The following is a 20500-nucleotide window of genomic DNA, read 5'->3' on the forward strand; positions in this document are numbered from 1 at the left end:
ACGTAACTCATTGTTTACCAAGGAGTTTTCCGTTTCGACTGCGCCGGAAGTGGGGCGAATTATAGACATATAGAATCTGCCGTCAACTGCTAATTTGGTTTTTCTATCAAAACACCGAAAACAGCCTGAATAAGCCCTGAAATCAGGTGCCTGGCCGCGACCGGCTTTCAAAACCTCTTCTATATAGAGAAGATGCTGCATCCCCTCCCCCGCAGGACAGCTCGTGCTTATTGTATTCAGCGGCCTACCCGGCACCGGAAAAACCACGATCGCCAAGCTCCTGGCCAATCGACTGCGAGCGGTCTACCTACGGATCGATACCATCGAACAAGCCATCCGCAACGCCTGCGTCCTCGTACAGGACGTAGGCACCAGCGGCTACCTCGTGGCCAACGAGCTTGCCCTGAGCAATCTGCGTCTTGGTCACACCGTCATCGTCGACTGCGTCAACCCGGTATCGGCAAGTCGCAACACCTGGCACGCCACCGCAACCAGCGCCGGCGCAGAGCTACTGGATATAGAGGTGATTTGCTCCGACACAGAAGAACATCGCCGACGCGTCGAGACCCGCACGACCGACATCCCCGGCCTGACACCTCCAACCTGGGCGTCAGTGCTGGCACATGACTATGAACCGTGGAATCCACCGCCCCTCTATATAGATACAGCCCAGCTCTCACCGGACGACGCCGTATCCCAAATCATCAGTCACCTGCACTCCATCTGAAATGAAATGTGAGGGGGCCCTCGGCCACGTTGCCACAGTAACGCCCGCCAACAAGGAGCACGTGCCGAGCGAACCAGCGCAACTACATGGCGCTTCATGACCTATGAGAGCGGGATTGCTCGCGATGCCACTGGTGTACAGAAGAGGTGCTATCGCGAGCACGTACACATTTTCAGCTGGGCGATCGGGCCACCTGAACCCGCTTTCCTGACTCGTACCCCGCTCTTGCCGAGCGAATCAGCATCAGCGTACCGATCAGGGCGGTCGCCGCCAGGAAGTACATCCCCGCGTGGGCGTTATTGAAGTACTGCTCGGCCCAGGTTTTGACCGTTGGCGCCAGGAAGCCGCCTAGATTACCCAATGCGCCAATCACCGCAATCCCGCTGGCCGCTGCGGCACCGCCCAGGAAGCGAGTAGGTAAGGTCCAGAACAGCGGCTGCACGGTGATGAACCCGGCGGCGGCAACGCAGAACGACAGCATCACCAGCGGCAGACTACCGCTCAAGGTCGAGCCCACCATTCCCACTGCTGCCAATGCCAGCATCAAGGCTGCAAAACGAGCCTGCTGGCCTTTTCGGTCGGCGTAACGGGTGACCACATACAGCACGCAAACGGTGGCAATCCAGGGAATGGCGGTCAACATGCCGACTTTCAGGCCGATGCCGGTGGCGAGCAGTTCCGCGATTCGTGTGGGCAGGTAAAACAGTACGCCGTAGACACTGACCTGAATCGTGAAATAGATCAGGGTGAAGTACAGAACCTTAGGGTTGATCAATGCCGCACGCCATGTCGATGGGCCACTATTGGCTTTCAACAGCTGATCTTTTTCCAGTTCGTGCTCAATCGCAGCTTTTTCTTCAGCACTCAACCACTTGGCATCTCGCGGTTTGTCGGTCAGGTAAAAGAACGCAAACACGCCGATGATCGAGGCGGCGAGGCCTTCGGTGACAAACATCCATTGCCAACCGGCCAGACCGAACTGGGCGGTTTCCAGCAGCCATCCCGACACCGGCCCGCCTACAATCAAAGACACTGGCACACCAAAATAGTAGATGCCGTAGGCCGAACCGCGCTGGTTCTGCGGGAACCAATAGGTCAGGTACAGCACCACGCCCGGCGAAAGACCGGCCTCGGCCACGCCCAGCAAAAAGCGGAGGATGTAGAAGCTGGTTTCGTCGTGGGCAAACATCATCGCAGCCGAAACCAACCCCCAGGTGACCATGATCCGGCTCAACCAAATACGCGCGCCGATCTTGTGCAGCATCAGGTTGCTGGGCACCTCAAACACGGCGTAGCCGATAAAGAAAATGCCCGCACCAAGCGCAAAAGCGGCGTTGCTGAGGCCGGTGTCAGCCTGAAAGGCGTGTTTGGCAAAACCGATGTTGGAACGGTCAATGATTGCCATCGCAAACATCAATGCAACAAAGGGCAAGATGCGCCAGCGGATTTTGCTGAGCGCCTGCTTCAACGCGGGGTTAGACATGACGTCCTCCGATTATTGTTTTTGTGGAGTGCAGCAACATCAATACAGCGCTTACAGCTTTTTCAAGGCGCCACGGACATAAGCCGCGACCACCAAGAACGGCCCATCGGCAAAAGATACGCCACAGCTGTGGAGGCGTTATCAGCCACCAGGCCCATCACGTACCCGATAGGCCGTGGCGTCATAGCGACTGGAGTGCTGGTGAGCATTCAGCCGAAGTGGGCGCGAGGATCGCATGGCGGTTAGCCCCGATACTGGTACTGCTCTCGAGAGGCGGCCTTCATCTGGATCGAGAAGCCCGGCGCCTGCGGTGGCATGTAGGCCGCATTACGAATTACGCACGGGTCTACGAAGTGTTCGTGCAGATGGTCGACAAACTCCACTACGCGACCTTCATGGGTGCCGGCGATGCACAGGTAATCGATCATTGACAGGTGCTGTACGTACTCGCACAAGCCCACGCCGCCTGCGTGCGGGCATACCGGCAAGTTGTACTTGGCGGCCATCAGCATCACCGCCAGCACCTCATTGACCCCGCCCAGTCGGCAGGCGTCGATCTGCACCACATCAATTGCTTCACGCATGATCAATTGTTTAAACACGATGCGGTTCTGGCACATCTCCCCCGTGGCGACTTTGACCGGAGCGACACCCAGACGAATCTTGCGATGGCCTTCGACGTCATCCGGGCTGGTGGGCTCTTCAATGAACCATGGATTGGCGAAGGAGAGCTCGCGGACCCAGTTGATGGCCGTGTCGACTTCCCACACCTGGTTGGCGTCGATCATCAACTGACGATCCGGGCCCAGCACTTCACGGGCAATACGCACGCGGCGGATGTCGTCCTTCAGGTCGCGGCCGACTTTGAGTTTGACGTGGGAGAAACCGGCGTCGACCGCTTCCTGACACAAACGGCGCAGCTTGTCGTCGGCATACCCCAGCCACCCGGCTGAAGTGGTGTAGCACGGGTAACCTTGCTCTTCGAGCAGCGCAACGCGCTCGGCTTTACCCCGGGCGCGTTCGCGCAGCAACGTCAGGGCTTCTGCCGGGGTGATGCAATCGGTGATGTAGCGAAAATCAATGCAGCGCACCAACTGCTCGGGGCTCATGTCCGCCACCAGGCGCCAGACCGGCTTGCGCTCCGCCTTGGCCCACAAGTCCCAGGCAGCGTTGACCACCGCTCCGGTGGCCAGGTGAATGGCGCCTTTATCCGGGCCGATCCAGCGCAATTGGCTGTCACTGGTGACGTGATGCCAGAAACGGCCCATGTCTTGGGCAATCCATTCCAGCTTCAACCCCACCAGCAGACCGGCCAACGCCTTGATCGAGGCGCAGCAAATCTCGTTGCCGCGGCCGATGGTAAAGGTCAGCCCATGGCCTTCCAGGCCCGGGGTATCGGTTTCGAGAATGACATAGGCCGCAGAGTAATCCGGGTCCGGGTTCATCGCATCCGAACCATCGAGAGATTGCGAAGTAGGGAAGCGGATGTCTTCAACGCGTACAGCGGTAATCGTGGTCATGGCGTAGCTACCTGTCACTGGGCATTCACGGTGCGTTGGTTTTGTTCGCCGAGGCCGGCGATGCCCAGACGGATTTGTTGACCTGCGCGCAGGTACACCGGCTCAGGCTTGATACCCAGGCCGACGCCCGGGGGAGTACCGGTGGAGATCACATCACCGGGTTGCAGGCTCATGAATTGGCTGAGGTAGCTGATGATTTTTGGGATCTGGAAAATCATCGTCCGGGTGTTGCCGTTCTGGTAACGCTTGCCGTCGACTTCCAGCCACAGATCGAGCTGATGCGGGTCAGCGACTTCATCGCGGGTCACCAGCCAAGGGCCGAGCGGGCCGAAAGTGTCACAGCCCTTGCCTTTGTCCCAAGTGCCGCCCAGTTCCAGCTGGAACTCGCGCTCGGACACGTCATTGATTACGCAATAACCGGCCACGTGTTCGAGAGCATCGCTTTCGCTGATGTAGCGGCCGCCTTTGCCGATGACCACGCCAAGCTCGACTTCCCAGTCGGTTTTGCGTGAGTTGCGCGGTATCTCGATGTCGTCATTCGGGCCGACAATGGCGCTGGTCCACTTGCTGAACACCACCGGTTCGGCCGGGATTGCGGCGCCAGTTTCGGCGGCGTGATCGGCATAGTTGAGGCCGATGCAGATGAACTTGCCGACTTCACCAACGCAAGCGCCGAGGCGTGGCGAGCCTTCAACCAGCGGCAAGCTGGACGGGTCGAGATCTTGCAGGCGGGCGATGCTTTGCGGGCTCAGCGCGTCGCCCGTGATATCAACGACCACTTCGGACAAGTCGCGCAATTGACCGTTGTTATCAAGCAACGCAGGACGTTCCTGGCCTTTTTCGCCGTAGCGCAGCAGCTTCATATTATTTCCTTTGTTAGTTAGAGCTAAGGGGCACGCAGGTCTAATGGCGGCGCGGGAGTCAGTTACTCCAGCCACCATCAATAATTTGCGCAGTTCCGGTGGTGAACCCGCTGGCACTTGAGCCCAGGTACAGCGCCAGGTGTGCTATTTCCTCAGCGGTGCCGATGCGGCCCATCGGTTGGCGGGCAGCGAAGGCGGCGTAGACCTCAGCGATGCTGCGACCTTCACTTTGGGCTTGTTCACTGATGCGTTGACGCAAGGAGGGGGAGTCAACGGTGCCGGGGCAAATGGCATTGCAGCGGATGTTCTGACTGACGAAATCAGCCGCCACTGAACGTGTCAGGCCAATTACCGCACCTTTGCTGGCGCAGTAGGCAAAACGATTGGGAACGCCTTTAACGCTGGAAGCCACCGAGGCCATATTGATGATCGAGCCGCCACCGTTCGCCAACATGCCCGGTAAGAAAGCTCGGATCATGCGGTACATGGCGGTAACGTTTAGGTCCAGGGCGAAGGCCCAGTCGTTTTCGCTGCACTCAAGAATGTTGCCGCTGTGAACCACACCTGCGCAGTTGAACAGAACATCTAGCGGACCAAGCTCTTGGGCTAGGTGCTGGATGGCGCTTGCATCGGTGACATCTAGGATATGGGTATGTGCACCTTCAAGTGCTTCGAGGGCGCCAGCATTGATGTCGGCGGCGAAGACTTCAGCGCCAGCAGCGAGATACGCCTGGACACTGGCTAGGCCAATACCCTGAGCGCCCGCCGTGATCAGCACGCGTTTGCCGGAAAGATTCATAAATGCTCCGTGACGCTAATTTTTTATTGTTTTCGCGAAGACTGGCCCAATGGTCAGGCCATTGGAGGCGCATCAATTGGCAAACCGACTCAAGCGCCAGAATAAAGTTTGCTATGATCACTTCACGTTATGGGTTCAATGGTCAGACCATTAGGCCTTTTATAGCATTCGCCCCGACCATCAACAAGCGTCTTTTCCACCGGCGTGCTTGTCGAATGCTGTCCAAACCAGAGTTTAATTTTCAATGCCATTTCAAGTTATTGATAACCAAAGACTTTACCGGCAGATCGCCGACCAGCTGCGAGCCTTGATCGACAGCGGAGAATTTCCGCCGGGCAGCCGTTTGCCGGCCGAGCGAGAGCTGGCCAAGTTGCTAGGTGTGAGCCGAGCCTCTGTGCGTGAGGCAATGATTGCGCTAGAAGTGATCGGCTTGGTGGATGTGCGCGTCGGTAACGGGGTGCTGGTCTGCGAACCTTCAGTGCAAGCGGTATCGAATGAGCCAGTCATGGCTCAAGTCACGCGCAATCAATGGAAAGAGCTGGACCCTGAGCTGGGGATCGAGATTGATTTCAGCGCTGAAATCCCGCCCTTCGCCTTGCTTCAGGCCCGCCGTCTGATCGAGCCCGAAGCCGCCGCGCTGGCGGCCGTGAACGCTAGCGATGAAGAACTGGCAGGCATCCGCGAGGCATTCGAGCGCAACGTGCAGGACAACCGTGAAGATTCACACACCCACCCCGGCGACCGCCTATTCCATATCCGCATCGCCCAGGCCTCGGACAACCCGGCCTACGCGCTGATGATTCAACACCTGTTAGGCCATCGATACGGCAGCATGTTCCAGCGTCTACAAAGCCATTACAGCTCGGGCGACATGCCCCATCGTTCGGAAGATGAACACCGGCGTGTGCTGCAAGCGTTGGAACAACACGACCCCGACGCAGCGCGTCAGGCAATGGCCGAGCATCTGAGTGAAGTGATCAGGATTTTCAGCCGTAGCGCCCAGTAAGCATCTATTCGTAGCCGGGACGCTTAGGGGAGTGGCTGATGGATGAACGATGACAGTTCTGTTACGGGGGCGTTCTTATTTAAGGAGGCCGTGTAAAGCGGGCTTGCAAGATGTCTGGAGAATCCGGGGCGCATCAATCCCAGAGTTTGAGAGGGTCGGCCGCGGCGCGCCCAAGATGGCAACGTTTTAATTTCTTCCCTGAGCCACACCAGCAAAGTTCGTTTCTACCCGTCGTCATAAAGCCTGCTGCTTTCGTTATTAATTATTTCAGCCAAAAAAAACCCCGCAAGACTGACCTATGCGGGGTTTATTTTCGCCTTTTGCTGCCACCCTGCTGTCACGGAAAAAGTGAGCTGTCAGGATGACGGGTTAAAAGGCTCTATTTATATGGTGTCCCAGGCGGGGTTCGAACCTGCAACCTTCCCCTTAGGAGGGGGATGCTCTATCCAATTGAGCTACTGAGACACAGACCGGCCGCAAGGAGCTGCGGCGCGATGGACGGCGAGCATGTTAACGGGCAGCCCCGCGTTTGTCATGTCGTCTGTACGGCTTATTAAGTGTAGGCAATGGCCCGCTCACGCCGAACGGGGTTTTTCCACGATACCTTCATTGCCAAGCAACGCCAGCAAGCGAGCCAGGGTTGTCGACAACTCGGCGGAATTATCCAGTAGGAAAATACCGCCAGACTCGTCCTCCGCCGTACCACGGGCAAACAAGGCATTACGCGCCAACCTGGTCTCGATCTCTTTGCTGCTTTCACGCCCCCTGCGCTGAAGGCGCTCACGCAGGACATCGGTATTCACCGTCAACAGGATGGGCAACAACTGCGGGTAGCGCTCTTTCACTAGAGGCAAGTGCCCCCTGGAACCGTTGACTAGCACATGCAGCCCTTGCGCCAGCCACTGATCGATCTGCACCGGAATTCCGTAATCCAGCCCGTTGGCATGCCAACTCAGGGCAAAACCGCCCTCACGCGCCAATTCGGCAAATGCCTGGGGCGTGAGCCCCAGGGCAGCCTCCCCGACTGACTCTGCCGAGCGGGTAATTACCCGGCGCGCCACCACGCAGTCGAGTTGCGCCAGAGCATCGCGGGCCGCATCGATCAGGCTGTCCTTGCCAGAGCCCGAGGGGCCCATGAGATAAACCAGTCTGCCACTCACCCGCAATATCCCCTCATGATGTATTCACCCCTAGTAAATCGGCCATTTGCCACTACGCTGTATACGTAGAGGAGTGGCGTGCAAGCGTACACGGCTTGCACACAAGGACGCGCAGCCCCCTGTCCACTGGGCAAAAGGGCGAGGCCATGCACCCGGAGCGGATTTAAGTTTTCAAACCAGTCCGCATTTCTGATAATTGGTGCTGGCATAACGCCTGCCTCAGGCTCAATATTTGTCACAGAATTGGCGCCAAGGATCTGGCTTGCTTGAGGCATGATGCGGGCCTCTTATCAATTCAGGTTGAACATTTGGCTGCCTTGCTTGTCCTAAAGACATCCTGCGGCCAATTCCGAGAACCGCTCCCCTGAACTAACCGGTTAAATATATGCGCCCATTGAAACAGGCAATTTATTCCAGCCGTACGGCTGACAAGTTCGTCGTACGCCTGCCAGACGGAATGCGTGAACGCATTGCCGAGGTGGCACGCAACCATCATCGCAGCATGAACTCCGAAATCATCGCGCGCCTGGAGCAGAGTCTTATTCAGGAAGGCGCGCTGGGCGAAGAGTTGAGCATGCGCCTGGACAGTCCCGAGCTGTCGCTGCACGAACGTGAATTGCTGCAACGCTTCCGCCAGCTATCCCACCGCCAGCAAAATGCACTGGTGTCGTTGATTGCCCATGACGCTGAAATGGCCGCAAACCCGTCCTGATTACACCCCGAAAGTTCAAGCCAGCCTCGCGCTGGCTTTTTTTTGCCTGAAAAACCACCCAGGCATCTTCGCGATGATTCGCACGCAGGCCATCGACGTCAGACAGTTTGATTAATCCCAGGTGCGCGACGCGGTCATTGGGCCAGGTCGCGCAGCACAGGCCTAGAGCAGGAAGATCGTGGCGAGGCCAAGGAAGATGAAGAAACCGCCGCTATCGGTTACGGCCGTGATCATCACGCTCGCACCCATTGCCGGGTCACGCCCGACGCGCGCCAGGGTCATCGGGATCAGCACCCCCATCAGCGCCGCCAGCAGCAGGTTCAGGGTCATGGCGGCCGTCATCACTACGCCGAGCGACCAACTGCCATACAGCAGGAAGGCCACTACGCCAATCACTCCACCCCACACCAGGCCATTGATCAGGCCCACGGCCAGCTCCTTGCGCATCAGGCGCGAGGTATTGCCGGTACTGACCTGGTCCAGCGCCATGGCGCGCACGATCATGGTGATGGTCTGGTTACCGGAGTTGCCACCAATGCCGGCAACAATCGGCATCAGCGCCGCCAGGGCCACCAGCTTCTCGATAGACCCTTCGAACAGGCCGATCACCCGCGAGGCAACGAAGGCGGTAATCAGGTTGATGGCCAACCACGCCCAACGGTTACGCAGGGACTTCCACACCGAAGCGAAAATATCTTCCTCTTCACGCAGACCCGCCATGTTGAGGACTTCGTTTTCGCTCTCTTCACGAATCAGGTCGACCATCTCGTCGATGGTCAGACGGCCGATGAGCTTGTCGTTCTTGTCGACCACCGGGGCCGAGATCAAGTCGTAACGCTCGAACGCCTGCGCCGCGTCATAGGCATCTTCGTCCGGGTGAAAGCTCACCGGGTCGCTGGCCATGACTTCCGAGACCTGCTTGTCCGGATCGTTGACCAACAGGCGCTTGATCGGCAGGACGCCCTTGAGCACACCGTCGTAGTCGACCACGAACAATTTGTCGGTATGGCCCGGCAGCTCCTTGAGGCGCCGCAGGTAGCGCAAGACCACCTCGAGGCTGACGTCCTCACGGATCGTCACCATCTCGAAGTCCATCAATGCACCGACCTGCTCCTCGTCATAGGACAACGCGGAGCGCACGCGCTCACGCTGCTGGCCATCGAGGGTCTCCATCAGCTCATGGACGACGTCTCGCGGCAGCTCAGGGGCCAGGTCAGCAAGTTCGTCGGCGTCCATCTCCTTGGCGGCTGCCAGGAGCTCGTGATCGTCCATGTCGGCGATCAGGGTTTCACGGACGGAGTCAGACACTTCAAGCAGGATGTCGCCGTCACGCTCGGCCTTGACCAACTGCCAGACCGTCAGGCGATCGTTCAGCGGCAATGCTTCAAGGATGTAGGCAACGTCAGCGGAGTGCAGGTCATCGAGCTTGCGTTGCAACTCGACGAGGTTCTGCCGGTGGACCAGGTTCTCGACCCGGTCGTGATGAGGACCTTCCTGACGGTGAGTCAGGTCTTCGACCACCCGCTGGCGCTGCAGCAGCTCAATGACTTGAGCAAGGCGGTCCTGCAAGCTTTCTTGAGTCTTTTTTACTTCTACTTCAGTCATAGGCGAACTCCACTCCCAGCAGCGGGGCACGCCGGAAGGATCAATCAGTCAATTCATGATTGGAAAAACGGGGTACTGAGTAACTACTGGGTAAGTCCATGGAGGTATTCCACAAGCCCCGGCGGGGCTGACGGGCGCAATGATACACCGCCTGACGCTTTTAAACGTTAAAAATCGCGGCTGAAACAAGCGCTTGCACGACAAACCTGAGCGCTGTCCTGATCCATGAGAGTGCGACGACTTATCCCGAAAAGAAAACACAGGGCCATCGCAAAATGTCCGACTAACCTTCAAATGGATCGCCAGGGAGGGCGCTGAATGCCATCGCGGATACGCTGTTTGTTACTGACCACCCTGCTCTGCCCAGCGGCCAGCGCGCAAGTAATGACTGTGCAGCGTTGTGAGGCAGCCAACGGTCGCATCACATTCACCAGCACGGCCTGCAAGACCGGAGAGCGTCCGAGCCTGCAGCAAGTCCGCACCTACCTGCCCGGTAGCAACACCGAGGTATACGCCGACACGGCAGTCCTGCCCGAAGCCGAACACCTGCAAGCAGCCGACCGGGCAATCAAGGCAAAGAAGATGAAAAGCGCGCCGAGCAGATTTGACGAGCAAAGACGGGTTCGGCAGAAAGCCAAATCCCAGACAGCAAAAAGCCCGCGTTAGACGCAGGCTTTTTGGTGTTTGGTGCACTCGACAGGATTCGAACCTGTGACCGCTCGGTTCGTAGCCGAGTACTCTATCCAGCTGAGCTACGAGTGCAATTGTACTTTTAGACCAGATCACAACTGGTTGAAGCCAGGTTACCTGCATAACTGCAAACAACCCTTAAATGGTGCACTCGACAGGATTCGAACCTGTGACCGCTCGGTTCGTAGCCGAGTACTCTATCCAGCTGAGCTACGAGTGCAATGTGTGCTTTTAAACCAGATCACAACTGATTGAAACAAGGTTGCTTGAATCACTTCAAACAACCCTTAATTGGTGCACTCGACAGGATTCGAACCTGTGACCGCTCGGTTCGTAGCCGAGTACTCTATCCAGCTGAGCTACGAGTGCATTTGTTGCCGCGCATTATAGTTCGTCGAATCTTTTTTCCAAGCACTTTTTCTAGTAATTTCAACCACTTACCGAAAAAGCCTGATTACAACGCTCTACACAAATAATGGCGGAGAACGGGGGATTCGAACCCCCGACACCCTTTTGAGGTGTACTCCCTTAGCAGGGGAGCGCCTTCGGCCACTCGGCCAGCTCTCCGCAACACGGGGCGTATCTTAACCAACCTTTTCCCCGTTTGCAAACATAAAAAGCGATAAAAATTAATGGCTTGGTTCTTCGTCCTTCTCTTTCTTTATACGCAGGTAGATTTCCTCACGGTGTACAGCTACCTCCTTGGGTGCGTTAACGCCTATGCGCACCTGATTTCCTTTGACGCCGAGCACGGTTACGGTGATTTCGCCATCACCGATAATCAGGCTTTCTGCACACCGACGAGTCAGAATCAGCATACCTTTCTCCTTACGCATTTCAGTTCAGGGACAACAGTCTGCAAAAAAAAAGCGCTCGAACGGCGACCGGAACGATCGCAGTTCTACACGCTTAAGTATTGACCAGCGCATGCAAAAGAACAGCCTTGCCCACGCCACTCAAAAAATAAAGGGCGCGGTCAGACCGCGCCCCTCGGGACCACATCACTCGCCTTGGCGAGCCGGTGCGTCCAGTTCGAACGCCGTGTGCAGTGCGCGCACAGCCAGTTCCAGGTACTTCTCTTCGATCACCACCGACACCTTGATCTCCGAAGTGGAGATCATCTGGATATTGATGGTTTCCTTGGCCAGGGCTTCGAACATGCGGCTGGCAACACCTGCGTGAGAACGCATGCCAACGCCGACGATCGAAACCTTGGCGATCTTGGTGTCACCCACCACCTCACGGGCACCGATCTCGCGAGCGGTGTTTTCCAGCACTGTCTGGGCCGCCTGGTAGTCATTGCGGTGCACGGTGAAGGTGAAGTCGGTGGTGTTATCGTGCGCAACGTTCTGCACGATCATGTCGACTTCGATATTGCCGGCACTGATCGGGCCGAGAATCTTGAATGCCACGCCCGGGGTGTCTGGCACGCCACGGATGGTCAGCTTGGCTTCATCGCGATTGAAAGCGATGCCGGAAATGATCGGCTGTTCCATGGTTTCCTCTTCATCAATAGTAATGAGGGTGCCTGGCCCCTCCTTGAAGCTGTGCAGTACGCGCAGCGGGACGTTGTACTTGCCGGCGAACTCGACCGCACGGATCTGCAGCACCTTGGAACCGAGGCTGGCCATTTCCAGCATCTCTTCGAAGGTGATCTTGTCCAGGCGCTGGGCCACGGACACCACGCGCGGGTCGGTGGTGTACACCCCGTCCACGTCGGTATAGATCTGACATTCATCGGCCTTCAGGGCCGCTGCCAGCGCCACGCCAGTGGTGTCGGAGCCGCCACGGCCCAGGGTGGTGATGTTGCCGTGCTCGTCGACGCCCTGGAAACCGGCCACCACAACCACGCGGCCAGCCTTCAGGTCACCGCGAATCTTCTGGTCATCGATCTGCAGGATACGCGCTTTATTGTGCGCGCTGTCCGTCAGGATCCGCACCTGGTTGCCGGTGTACGACACCGCAGGCACGCCGCGCTTGATCAACGCCATGGCCAGCAATGCAATCGTCACCTGCTCGCCGGTGGAGACAATCACATCCAGTTCACGCGGAACCGGTTGCTCATCGCCACTGATTTGCTTGGCCAGATCGATCAGACGGTTGGTTTCGCCGCTCATTGCAGACAGCACGACCACCAGGTCATCGCCGGCATCGCGGAATTTCTTAACCTTGTCGGCGACCTGCTCGATTCTCTCGACAGTGCCGACCGAGGTGCCTCCAAATTTCTGTACGATCAAAGCCATTTCAAAGCCGCCTCTGCCCATGAAGGGCGCCCATTAGTCACTCAAACAGCAGCCGGACCCACCACTAGACGAGAGGCCCGGCATACAGCCTTAAATACCCTGTTCGACAAACGGTACGGTCAGGGCCAGGGCCGCGTCCAGTGCGCCAGCGTCAATACCACCGCCTTGCGCCATGTCCGGACGACCACCGCCCTTCCCGCCCACTGCCGCAGCGGCTTGCTTCATCAAATCACCGGCTTTGAGTTGGCCAGTCAGGTCTTTGGTCACACCGGCAACCAGCACGACCTTTTCCTCATGGACACTGCCGAGCAGGATCACTGCGCGGCCGAGTTTGTTCTTCAACTGATCGACCAGCGCCAGCAGCGCCTTGCCATCCTGACCGTCGAGACGCACGGCCAGCACCTTCACGCCCTTGACGTCCTGGGCCTGGGCCGACAGGTCGTCACCCGCCGCACTGGCAGCCTTGGCTTGCAACTGCTCGAGTTGCTTTTCCAGCAGACGGTTGCGCTCAAGCACAGCCGACAACTTGTCGATCAGGTTGTCGCGGCTGCCCTTGACCAGGCTGGCCGCTTCCTTGAGTTGCTCTTCTGCCGCGTTCAGGTAGGCCAGCGCAGCTGCGCCAGTCACTGCCTCGATACGCCGCACGCCCGAAGCCACACCGCCTTCGCTGATGATCTTCAGCAGGCCGATGTCGCCAGTACGGTTGGCGTGGATACCGCCGCACAGCTCGACGGAGAAATCACCGCCCATGCTCAGCACGCGCACATTGTCGCCATACTTCTCGCCGAACAGCGCCATGGCGCCTTTTTGCTTGGCGGTGTCGATGTCGGTTTCTTCAGTCTCTACCGCCGAGTTCTGGCGAATCTGCGCGTTGACGATTTCTTCCAACGCCTTGATCTGCTCAGGCTTGATGGCTTCGAAGTGGCTGAAGTCAAAGCGCAGGCGCTGACTGTCGACCAACGAACCCTTCTGCTGGACGTGCTCGCCCAGCACCTGGCGCAAGGCTGCGTGCAGCAAGTGGGTCGCCGAGTGGTTCAACGCAGTAGCGTGACGCACCTCGGCATCCACCTGGGCCTCAACCGGCGCACCAACGATCAGGCTACCCGATGCCAGCACACCGTGGTGCAGGAAGGCACCACCGGTCTTGGTGGTATCGCGCACGTCGAAACGTGCAGCACCGGCCTGCAGGTAACCGCAGTCACCGACCTGGCCACCGGACTCGGCGTAGAACGGGGTCTGGTTGAGAACGATCACGCCCTCGTCGCCTTCGCTCAATACGTCGACCGACTGGCCGTTCTTGTACAGGGCAACGATTTTCGCCGAACCGCGGGTATCGGTGTAGCCGGTGAACTCGGTGGCCACGTCGACTTTGACCAGGGTGTTGTAGTCCAGGCCAAACGAACTGGCCGAACGTGCACGCACGCGCTGGGCTTCCATTTCGCGCTCGAAACCGGCTTCGTCGATGGTCAGCTCGCGCTCGCGGGCGATGTCGGCGGTCAGGTCCATCGGGAAACCGTAGGTGTCATACAGCTTGAACACCACGTCGCCCGGCACTACGGTGCCTTTGAGTTCGGCCAGGTCCTGCTCGAGAATCTTCAGGCCGTGCTCCAGGGTCTTGGAGAACTGCTCTTCCTCGGCCTTGAGCACGCGCTCGATATTGGCCTGCTGCTGCTTGAGTTCCGGGAAGGCTTCACCCATCTCGGCCACCAGCGCCGCGACGATCTTGTAGAAGAAGCTGCCAGTGGCGCCCAGCTTGTTACCGTGGCGGCAGGCGCGACGGATGATCCGGCGCAGCACGTAGCCACGGCCTTCGTTGGACGGCAGCACGCCATCGGCAATCAGGAAACCGCAGGAACGGATGTGATCGGAAACCACTTTGAGTGAAGACTGATCGCCATTTTCGCAGCCGATTGCTTCAGCCGAGGCTTTGAGCAGGTTCTTGAACAGGTCGATGTCATAGTTGGAGTTGACGTGCTGCATCACCGCACTGATCCGCTCCAGGCCCATGCCGGTATCCACCGACGGCGCTGGCAACGGATGCAACACGCCATCGGCGGTGCGGTTGAACTGCATGAAGACGTTGTTCCAGATCTCGATGTAACGGTCGCCGTCTTCTTCCGGCGAACCCGGTGGGCCGCCCCAGATGTGGTCGCCGTGATCGTAGAAAATCTCGGTGCATGGGCCGCACGGGCCGGTATCGCCCATGGTCCAGAAGTTGTCGGAAGCGTAAGGCGCGCCCTTGTTGTCGCCGATGCGGATCATGCGCTCGACCGGCACACCGATCTGCTGGGTCCAGATGTCATACGCTTCATCGTCGGAGGCGTAGACGGTAACCCAGAGTTTTTCCTTCGGCAGCTGCAGGACACCGGTCAGGAAGGTCCAGGCGAAAGTAATTGCGTCGTGCTTGAAATAGTCGCCGAAGCTGAAGTTACCCAGCATCTCGAAGAACGTGTGGTGACGGGCGGTGTAACCGACGTTTTCCAGGTCGCTGTTCTTGCCGCCGGCGCGTACGCACTTCTGGCTGCTGGTGGCGCGGGTATACGCGCGCTTTTCCTGGCCCAGGAAGCAGTCCTTGAACTGGTTCATCCCCGCGTTAGTGAACAGCAGGGTTGGGTCGTTGCCCGGAATCAAAGAGCTGGAGGCTACACGGGTGTGGCCTTGCTCTTCGAAGAAGCGAAGGAAGGCTTCACGGATTTCTGCGCTTTTCATTAGGTTCTTCCACGGAGGCTGCGGCCAAAGGCCTGTGCGATTCGTCAACGGACGAAGCGACGGCAAAGGGCCGCATTATATCGGCCCTGCGCGCGCGGTACAGCGTGTTTATACGATAGAAACCGTCAATTGGACGGCCTGCAAGATCATTTAGCGGAAAACTCGACGAATGTCGCGATTACCTGGTCGATCTGGGCCCGACCGACATCCATGTGGGTAACCATGCGCAAACGGGCAGCGGCGCTGAGCTTGACGCCCCGCTCTGCAGCAAAAGCCTTGATTGCGTCGGCTTTGTCGCCGATCTGCAGGTAAACCATGTTGGTATGCACCGGCTCGACAGTAAAACCCGCCGCTCGCAGACCTTGCGCCAGGTACTCGGCGTTGGCATGGTCCTCGGCCAGGCGTTGCACGTGATGATCCAGCGCATACAGGCCGGCCGCCGCCAGATAGCCGGCTTGGCGCATGCCGCCACCGACCATCTTGCGCAATCGTCGAGCCTTGGCGATCAACTCCACCGAACCACAGAGCACCGAGCCCACTGGCGCGCCCAGGCCTTTGGACAGGCACACTGACACCGAGTCGAAATGCTTGGTGATCACCCGTGCATCCACCCCCAGCTTGACCGCCGCGTTGTACAGCCGCGCGCCATCCAGGTGCAACTGCAAGCCATGCGCCTGGGTAAAGCTTCGCGCCTGGGCCAGGTACTCCAGCGGCAGCACTTTGCCTTGCATGGTGTTTTCCAGGGCCAGCAGGCGAGTACGGGCGAAGTGGAAGTCATCCGGCTTGATCGCCGCCGCCACCTGCGCCAGGTCCAGCGAACCGTCAGCCTGGACCTCCAGTGGCTGCGGCTGGATCGAGCCCAGCACCGCGGCGCCACCGCCTTCGTATTTGTAGGTGTGCGCCTGTTGGCCGACGATGTACTCCTCACCGCGCTCGCAGTGGGCCATCAAGCCCAGCAGGTTGCTCATGGTGCCCGTCGGCACGAACAGTGCAGCGGCAAATCCCAGGCGCCCGGCCAGCTCGGCCTCGAGTCGATTGACCGTAGGATCCTCACCATAGACATCGTCACCGGTGGCCGCCCTGGCCATTGCGTCGAGCATCCCTGCGGTTGGTTGGGTGACGGTGTCGCTGCGAAGATCGATAACACTCATGAATCAGGCCTCGGTAGACAGGGGAGAATCCCTTACAGGTGTGAATTACTGCGGGCATGCCGGGCAATAATCAACCCTTGCGCCAGGAAAAGGCGGCAGGCGCCCGATAAAAAGTCGATGACAATCAGCAGATAGCAGCAATGCACAGCTGTGAAATATGTGTTAAAAACGCTGCGCCGCCAGACAATCTGTCGGCAAAACGTTCTCAGGGCGGGGTGCAACTCCCCACCGGCGGTAATTGCGCGCAATGCGCATAGCCCGCGAGCGCTTGGTGTCACCGCAGCCGCTGGCTGTGAATGATGGCAAGGTCAGCAGACCCGGTGTGATCCCGGGGCCGACGGTCATAGTCCGGATGAAGAGAGAACGGGATTGGCGCCAAAGGGCCGTCCACGGGAGAGGTGCAGTCAATGCACGCTTACCCGTTGCGTACCCTTAAATCCCATTCGATTCATAACGCCCTGTTTTTCACACAAACAGGAGTCAGAACAGATGCAACCCACCGCAATCGACAGCAAAAGCAAAAACCATCAGGGCGAGCGCGTAGCGTTTATCCAGGCCTGCTGGCACAAGGATATTGTTGACCAGAGCCGTAAGGGCTTCGTCAGCGAGATGATCGCCCAGGGCTATCAGGAATCGGAGATCGACTTTTTTGAAGTCGGCGGTGCCTTTGAAATCCCGCTGCACGCCAAGCTGCTGGCCAAGTCCGGCCGTTATGCCGGCATCGTCGCGGCCGCCTTGGTGGTCGATGGCGGCATCTACCGTCACGAGTTCGTCGCCCAAGCAGTTGTCAGTGGCCTGATGCAGGTCCAGCTCGAAACAGAAGTGCCGGTGTTCTCGGTCTCCCTGACGCCCCATCACTTCCATGCCGGCGAAGAACACCAGAAGTTCTTCTTCGAGCACTTTGTGCACAAGGGCCAGGAAGCGGCGAAGACCTGTGCCGATACCCTGCACAAGATCCGCGCGCTGCGTCGTAACGAGCCTCGCGCGGTAGCCGTTTAAGCCAGGCAAAAACCTGTGGGGGTAGCGTTGCTTCCACAGGTTTTAGAAGTTGAATCAGGCCAGGTTTTCACCCGTGGTTGGCACAATCAAGATGCCGGCCCGCAAGCCATTCTTCACCTTGGGGTTGGGGAAGATGATTCTCGCGCCCTCCTCCTCGATGACCCAGCGCGTCTGCGCGATGTCTTCAGCCAGCACATAACCCACGTCCAGCGGTGAGAAGTTCTCGATGTCCGCCGGCAGGTTCAGCGTGAAGCTGTCGCTGTGCTTGATGATTTCCCGCGCCACACTGAACAGTTGCAGGCCGTCCAGGCCGGCGTCTGCCAAGGGCGGCTCGCTGCCCTCGATGATCTGCTTCAGGCGGGTTTCCAGGCGTGAAACATTCACCCCATCGTTCTGCCCAAATGGCCGAGCCTTGCCCAGCTCCAGGGTGAAGGCCTCAGCGCCCAGCTTGTCGTAGGTGTAGGAACTGAACACGATCGACGGCTTGCTCTGCAACAGCACCGCCTCCATGCCTGCCGCCCGTAGCCGGGCCAGTTCGCGACGCGAGTGCTGGCGGCCTTCTTTCCAGGGGTACAGGGCAAACTGTTCGATCTTCGAACCACGAATAGCGGTATGCAGGTCGTAGTGCAGGCGCTCACGGTCCGGCAAGCTGAAAAAACTCGCCGCCAGGCGCTCCAGCTCACAGGCGCGCAGCGCCTCGCAGCCACTGCTCAATTCATGCCGGCCGTTGAACAGCCGATTGACATCCTGCTCGATAAAACGCTCACCGCGGCGCATGGCCTCGGGGTTGCCGAACAGGAACAGAATGCGTGCGCACGGCTTCAAGTCACCGCGAGCAATGTCGTGCAACAGGCGATCGAGCAACTCGATCGGCGCTGTTTCGTTGCCGTGGATGCCGGCCGACAACAGCAAGTCCAGGCCGTTGTCGCGAGCTTGCGGTGGCCGGACTTCCAGCGCACCTTCACTCAGCCAGCGCATCCGCACGCCTTCGACAGTCAGTTGAGTCTTCTCCGCCGGTTCACGGCCGGCGAGGGTCAGTTCAAGCAGTTTGCCGAGGGCGAGCATAGAACGATTTCCTTAATGGTCGTGATTGCAATCCGGGCCATGCACGTGGTCTTCGTCGCCGACTTCAGCCGGTTCCATTTCCAGTTGCAGGCTTACCAGATTAGTCGCCAATGGGCGCAGCAGCAGGTTGGCGTATTCGGCATCGCCTTCTTCGACGTCAACGCCGATCAGCAGTTGGCCGCGGCCGTCGTGCTGGATCCACAGTTCCTTGCCCTGCCAGATCACCGCTACGCGGGTGCAGGAGGTTTCCAGTTGAGTGCCGTCGGTGTCTTCAAGGATCAGCTGCAGGGTATCGCTCATTTTTTCGCTCTCATCTGGAGATAAAGCAGCGCGCCCGACTCATCAGGAGCCGGTCGCGGGCTTTCAATTGATCTGGAATGGATAAACCGCGCCCAGTTTAAGGATTTGCGTCAGTTCATCCAGTGCCGCCCGGCACTCAAGCAACAATTGTGGGTCCGCCAGATCGTTTTCGGTCATGCGGTCACGGTAGTGCTTTTCAACCCACTGGGTCAGCGTGCCATACAACGGCGCGGTCATGATAACCCCTGGATTGACAGCCGCCAGCTCGGTTTCATTCAACGCCACGCGCAGACGCAGGCACGCCGGGCCACCACCGTTCTGCATGCTCTGCTTGAGGTCGAAGACTTTGACCTCGCGGATCAGCCCACCGGAACTGGTCAGGGTCTGCAGGTACTGCCAGACGCGTTCGTTGTTCTGGCACTCTTGCGGCACGATCAGCAACATCGAACCGTCCGCCTGCGACAGCAGTTGGCTGTTGAACAGGTAGGAACGCACGGCGTCCTCGACCGAAACCTGCGCACGCGGCACGCAGATCGCCTTGAACTGACCACCCCGCTTGGCGAGCTTGGCCGACAGTTCAGCCAGCATCTGCTCGGTGTCGAGGAAGGCGTCCTCGTGATAGAACAGCGCCTCACCGTTACCCACCGCAATCACGTCGTTGTGGAACACGCCCTGATCGATCACCGCAGGGTTCTGCTGAGCATAGACCACGCCGTCATCACTCAGGCCGTGCAAACGTGCGACCGCTTGCGAGGCTTCCAGGGTCTGGCGCGCCGGGTACTTCTGGGGCGCCGGGTAACGGGGGTCGAACGCACTGCGACCGAACACAAAGAACTCGACCCCGGCTTCGCCGTAGTCACGGCAGAAACGGGTGTGGTTGGCCGCGCCTTCGTCACCGAACTGCGCCACGGCCGGCAAGGCCGCGTGATGGGCGAAGTGCTTCTGGTCGGCGAACATCGCCCCCAGCACGCGGCTGGTGGTCGGGTGCTCGATGCTGCGGTGGTACTTGCAGTTGAGGTTGGCGGCGGTGAAGTGCACACGGCCGTCGGCGGTGTCGGCGCTCGGGCTGACAGTGGCGGCGTTGGCCACCCACATGCTCGACGCCGAGCAACTGGCGACCAACAGTGGCATGGCCTCTTTGGCGGCCTGCTCGATCACTTGGGCATCGGTGCCGCTAAAGCCCAGGCTGCGCAATGCGCCGACATCCGGACGTTCCTGGGGCGCCAGCACGCCCTGGACAAAACCCATGTCCATCAGCGCTTTCATTTTCGCCAGGCCTTGCAGCGCCGCTTCCTTGGGGTTGGAAGACTGCTGGCTGTTGCTCTGGGACGCAACGTTGCCGAAGGACAGACCGCCGTAGTTATGGGTCGGCCCCACTAGACCGTCGAAATTGACTTCATAGGATTTCATCAGCGAGGCTCCACGAGAATCTGTTGTTATAGGCTCAGGTAACAATTCTTTTAGGCTG

General features: G+C 58.8%; 20 protein-coding genes, 5 tRNA genes and 1 riboswitch. Of the genes, 5 read left to right on the forward strand and 20 right to left on the reverse strand.

The features are described 5' to 3' along the window. Nucleotides 1–201: hypothetical protein (locus ACM6IP_RS19135; RefSeq protein ID WP_414862102.1), on the reverse strand; the 201-nt coding region annotated here is incomplete at its 3' end. A gap of 22 nt (nucleotides 202–223) precedes the next feature. Here ACM6IP_RS19135 and ACM6IP_RS19140 point away from each other — a divergent pair. Next, a complete protein-coding gene (locus tag ACM6IP_RS19140) occupies nucleotides 224–727 on the forward strand; it encodes an AAA family ATPase (RefSeq protein WP_414862103.1) in 504 nt (167 codons plus the stop codon). Between the two features lie 172 nt (nucleotides 728–899). On the opposite strand, the gene ACM6IP_RS19145 is transcribed toward ACM6IP_RS19140, so the two are convergent. From ACM6IP_RS19145 to ACM6IP_RS19160, 4 genes are all read right to left on the reverse strand, one after another. Further along, on the reverse strand, nucleotides 900–2210 hold the full coding sequence (locus tag ACM6IP_RS19145) for an MFS transporter (RefSeq protein ID WP_414862104.1): 1311 nt from the start codon (nucleotides 2208–2210) through the stop codon (nucleotides 900–902). Between the two features lie 242 nt (nucleotides 2211–2452). Then, entirely contained in the window at nucleotides 2453–3730 is a 1278-nt protein-coding gene (locus ACM6IP_RS19150; protein WP_095171578.1) for an L-fuconate dehydratase, read from the reverse strand. A gap of 14 nt (nucleotides 3731–3744) precedes the next feature. Beyond that, nucleotides 3745–4593 carry a fumarylacetoacetate hydrolase family protein gene (locus tag ACM6IP_RS19155; RefSeq protein WP_095171576.1) on the reverse strand — a complete coding sequence of 283 codons (849 nt, stop codon included), beginning with the start codon at nucleotides 4591–4593 and terminating at the stop codon, nucleotides 3745–3747. A 58-nt stretch (nucleotides 4594–4651) separates the two neighbouring features. Further along, a complete protein-coding gene (locus ACM6IP_RS19160; protein WP_320333835.1) occupies nucleotides 4652–5392 on the reverse strand; it encodes an SDR family oxidoreductase in 741 nt (246 codons plus the stop codon). 244 nt (nucleotides 5393–5636) lie between these two features. Between ACM6IP_RS19160 and ACM6IP_RS19165 the strand changes: the two genes are divergently transcribed. Further along, on the forward strand, nucleotides 5637–6398 hold the full coding sequence (locus ACM6IP_RS19165) for a FadR/GntR family transcriptional regulator (RefSeq protein ID WP_095171573.1): 762 nt from the start codon (nucleotides 5637–5639) through the stop codon (nucleotides 6396–6398). 133 nt (nucleotides 6399–6531) lie between these two features. Here the strand turns inward: ACM6IP_RS19165 and ACM6IP_RS19170 are convergent, their stop codons facing one another. From ACM6IP_RS19170 to phnN, 3 genes are all read right to left on the reverse strand, one after another. Beyond that, nucleotides 6532–6636, reverse strand: coding sequence for an SEC-C metal-binding domain-containing protein (locus tag ACM6IP_RS19170; RefSeq protein ID WP_401131081.1), 105 nt, complete (start codon nucleotides 6634–6636; stop codon nucleotides 6532–6534). A 150-nt stretch (nucleotides 6637–6786) separates the two neighbouring features. Further along, nucleotides 6787–6863, reverse strand: a tRNA-Arg gene (locus ACM6IP_RS19175). Between the two features lie 110 nt (nucleotides 6864–6973). Next, complete coding sequence (gene phnN / locus ACM6IP_RS19180) at nucleotides 6974–7558, reverse strand: phosphonate metabolism protein/1,5-bisphosphokinase (PRPP-forming) PhnN (protein WP_159994219.1); 585 nt, start codon at nucleotides 7556–7558, stop codon at nucleotides 6974–6976. 385 nt (nucleotides 7559–7943) lie between these two features. Between phnN and ACM6IP_RS19185 the strand changes: the two genes are divergently transcribed. After that, on the forward strand, nucleotides 7944–8270 hold the full coding sequence (locus ACM6IP_RS19185; RefSeq protein ID WP_095171568.1) for an Arc family DNA-binding protein: 327 nt from the start codon (nucleotides 7944–7946) through the stop codon (nucleotides 8268–8270). A 162-nt stretch (nucleotides 8271–8432) separates the two neighbouring features. On the opposite strand, the gene mgtE is transcribed toward ACM6IP_RS19185, so the two are convergent. Then, entirely contained in the window at nucleotides 8433–9875 is a 1443-nt protein-coding gene (gene mgtE, locus ACM6IP_RS19190) for a magnesium transporter (RefSeq protein ID WP_095171567.1), read from the reverse strand. A 318-nt stretch (nucleotides 9876–10193) separates the two neighbouring features. Between mgtE and ACM6IP_RS19195 the strand changes: the two genes are divergently transcribed. Beyond that, complete coding sequence (locus ACM6IP_RS19195) at nucleotides 10194–10541, forward strand: hypothetical protein (protein ID WP_095171565.1); 348 nt, start codon at nucleotides 10194–10196, stop codon at nucleotides 10539–10541. Between the two features lie 19 nt (nucleotides 10542–10560). Here ACM6IP_RS19195 and ACM6IP_RS19200 read toward each other — a convergent pair. The 8 genes from ACM6IP_RS19200 to ltaE form a co-directional block, all read right to left on the reverse strand. After that, a tRNA-Arg gene (locus tag ACM6IP_RS19200) sits at nucleotides 10561–10637 on the reverse strand. A 71-nt stretch (nucleotides 10638–10708) separates the two neighbouring features. Further along, nucleotides 10709–10785, reverse strand: a tRNA-Arg gene (locus ACM6IP_RS19205). A 72-nt stretch (nucleotides 10786–10857) separates the two neighbouring features. Next, nucleotides 10858–10934, reverse strand: a tRNA-Arg gene (locus ACM6IP_RS19210). A gap of 107 nt (nucleotides 10935–11041) precedes the next feature. After that, nucleotides 11042–11132: transfer RNA gene (locus ACM6IP_RS19215), tRNA-Ser, on the reverse strand. A 62-nt stretch (nucleotides 11133–11194) separates the two neighbouring features. Next, nucleotides 11195–11383: a carbon storage regulator CsrA gene (csrA, locus tag ACM6IP_RS19220; protein ID WP_002554426.1), complete on the reverse strand. Its 189-nt coding sequence runs from the start codon at nucleotides 11381–11383 to the stop codon at nucleotides 11195–11197. A gap of 183 nt (nucleotides 11384–11566) precedes the next feature. Continuing rightward, the gene (locus tag ACM6IP_RS19225) at nucleotides 11567–12808 is read right to left on the reverse strand and encodes an aspartate kinase (protein ID WP_095171563.1); all 1242 of its coding nucleotides are present in this window, start codon (nucleotides 12806–12808) and stop codon (nucleotides 11567–11569) included. Between the two features lie 90 nt (nucleotides 12809–12898). Then, nucleotides 12899–15517, reverse strand: coding sequence for an alanine--tRNA ligase (gene alaS, locus ACM6IP_RS19230; RefSeq protein ID WP_414862105.1), 2619 nt, complete (start codon nucleotides 15515–15517; stop codon nucleotides 12899–12901). A gap of 146 nt (nucleotides 15518–15663) precedes the next feature. Then, on the reverse strand, nucleotides 15664–16668 hold the full coding sequence (ltaE, locus tag ACM6IP_RS19235; RefSeq protein ID WP_414862106.1) for a low-specificity L-threonine aldolase: 1005 nt from the start codon (nucleotides 16666–16668) through the stop codon (nucleotides 15664–15666). Nucleotides 16669–16865: 197 nt separating this feature from the next. Continuing rightward, nucleotides 16866–17037, forward strand: a riboswitch (FMN riboswitch). A 120-nt stretch (nucleotides 17038–17157) separates the two neighbouring features. Here ltaE and ACM6IP_RS19240 point away from each other — a divergent pair. Next, nucleotides 17158–17667 (forward strand): 6,7-dimethyl-8-ribityllumazine synthase, encoded by a 510-nt coding sequence (locus tag ACM6IP_RS19240; RefSeq protein ID WP_095171559.1) that lies wholly within the window; start codon nucleotides 17158–17160, stop codon nucleotides 17665–17667. Between the two features lie 54 nt (nucleotides 17668–17721). Here ACM6IP_RS19240 and astE read toward each other — a convergent pair whose 3' ends face one another. The 3 genes from astE to astB form a co-directional block, all read right to left on the reverse strand. Then, the gene (gene astE / locus ACM6IP_RS19245) at nucleotides 17722–18732 is read right to left on the reverse strand and encodes a succinylglutamate desuccinylase (RefSeq protein ID WP_414862107.1); all 1011 of its coding nucleotides are present in this window, start codon (nucleotides 18730–18732) and stop codon (nucleotides 17722–17724) included. 12 nt (nucleotides 18733–18744) lie between these two features. Continuing rightward, a complete protein-coding gene (locus tag ACM6IP_RS19250) occupies nucleotides 18745–19032 on the reverse strand; it encodes a topoisomerase II (protein ID WP_095171555.1) in 288 nt (95 codons plus the stop codon). Between the two features lie 63 nt (nucleotides 19033–19095). Next, a complete protein-coding gene (astB, locus tag ACM6IP_RS19255; RefSeq protein ID WP_095171553.1) occupies nucleotides 19096–20442 on the reverse strand; it encodes an N-succinylarginine dihydrolase in 1347 nt (448 codons plus the stop codon). Nucleotides 20443–20500 lie beyond the last annotated feature (58 nt).

The sequence above is a fragment of the Pseudomonas sp. IT-P176 genome, assembly GCF_949767245.1.
Taxonomy (GTDB): domain Bacteria; phylum Pseudomonadota; class Gammaproteobacteria; order Pseudomonadales; family Pseudomonadaceae; genus Aquipseudomonas.

What these genes read in the sequence shown, in the direction of transcription:
- ACM6IP_RS19145 (WP_414862104.1), bottom strand. Translation starts at nt 2,210, where the DNA reads ATGTCTAACCCCGCGTTGAAGCAGGCGCTCAGCAAAATCCGCTGGCGC.
- ACM6IP_RS19150 (WP_095171578.1), bottom strand. Translation starts at nt 3,730, where the DNA reads ATGACCACGATTACCGCTGTACGCGTTGAAGACATCCGCTTCCCTACT.
- ACM6IP_RS19155 (WP_095171576.1), bottom strand. Translation starts at nt 4,593, where the DNA reads ATGAAGCTGCTGCGCTACGGCGAAAAAGGCCAGGAACGTCCTGCGTTG.
- ACM6IP_RS19160 (WP_320333835.1), bottom strand. Translation starts at nt 5,392, where the DNA reads ATGAATCTTTCCGGCAAACGCGTGCTGATCACGGCGGGCGCTCAGGGT.
- ACM6IP_RS19165 (WP_095171573.1), top strand. Translation starts at nt 5,637, where the DNA reads ATGCCATTTCAAGTTATTGATAACCAAAGACTTTACCGGCAGATCGCC.
- ACM6IP_RS19170 (WP_401131081.1), bottom strand. Translation starts at nt 6,636, where the DNA reads ATGACGACGGGTAGAAACGAACTTTGCTGGTGTGGCTCAGGGAAGAAA.
- ACM6IP_RS19185 (WP_095171568.1), top strand. Translation starts at nt 7,944, where the DNA reads ATGCGCCCATTGAAACAGGCAATTTATTCCAGCCGTACGGCTGACAAG.
- mgtE (WP_095171567.1), bottom strand. Translation starts at nt 9,875, where the DNA reads ATGACTGAAGTAGAAGTAAAAAAGACTCAAGAAAGCTTGCAGGACCGC.
- ACM6IP_RS19195 (WP_095171565.1), top strand. Translation starts at nt 10,194, where the DNA reads ATGCCATCGCGGATACGCTGTTTGTTACTGACCACCCTGCTCTGCCCA.
- csrA (WP_002554426.1), bottom strand. Translation starts at nt 11,383, where the DNA reads ATGCTGATTCTGACTCGTCGGTGTGCAGAAAGCCTGATTATCGGTGAT.
- ACM6IP_RS19225 (WP_095171563.1), bottom strand. Translation starts at nt 12,808, where the DNA reads ATGGCTTTGATCGTACAGAAATTTGGAGGCACCTCGGTCGGCACTGTC.
- alaS (WP_414862105.1), bottom strand. Translation starts at nt 15,517, where the DNA reads ATGAAAAGCGCAGAAATCCGTGAAGCCTTCCTTCGCTTCTTCGAAGAG.
- ltaE (WP_414862106.1), bottom strand. Translation starts at nt 16,668, where the DNA reads ATGAGTGTTATCGATCTTCGCAGCGACACCGTCACCCAACCAACCGCA.
- ACM6IP_RS19240 (WP_095171559.1), top strand. Translation starts at nt 17,158, where the DNA reads ATGCAACCCACCGCAATCGACAGCAAAAGCAAAAACCATCAGGGCGAG.
- astE (WP_414862107.1), bottom strand. Translation starts at nt 18,732, where the DNA reads ATGCTCGCCCTCGGCAAACTGCTTGAACTGACCCTCGCCGGCCGTGAA.
- ACM6IP_RS19250 (WP_095171555.1), bottom strand. Translation starts at nt 19,032, where the DNA reads ATGAGCGATACCCTGCAGCTGATCCTTGAAGACACCGACGGCACTCAA.
- astB (WP_095171553.1), bottom strand. Translation starts at nt 20,442, where the DNA reads ATGAAATCCTATGAAGTCAATTTCGACGGTCTAGTGGGGCCGACCCAT.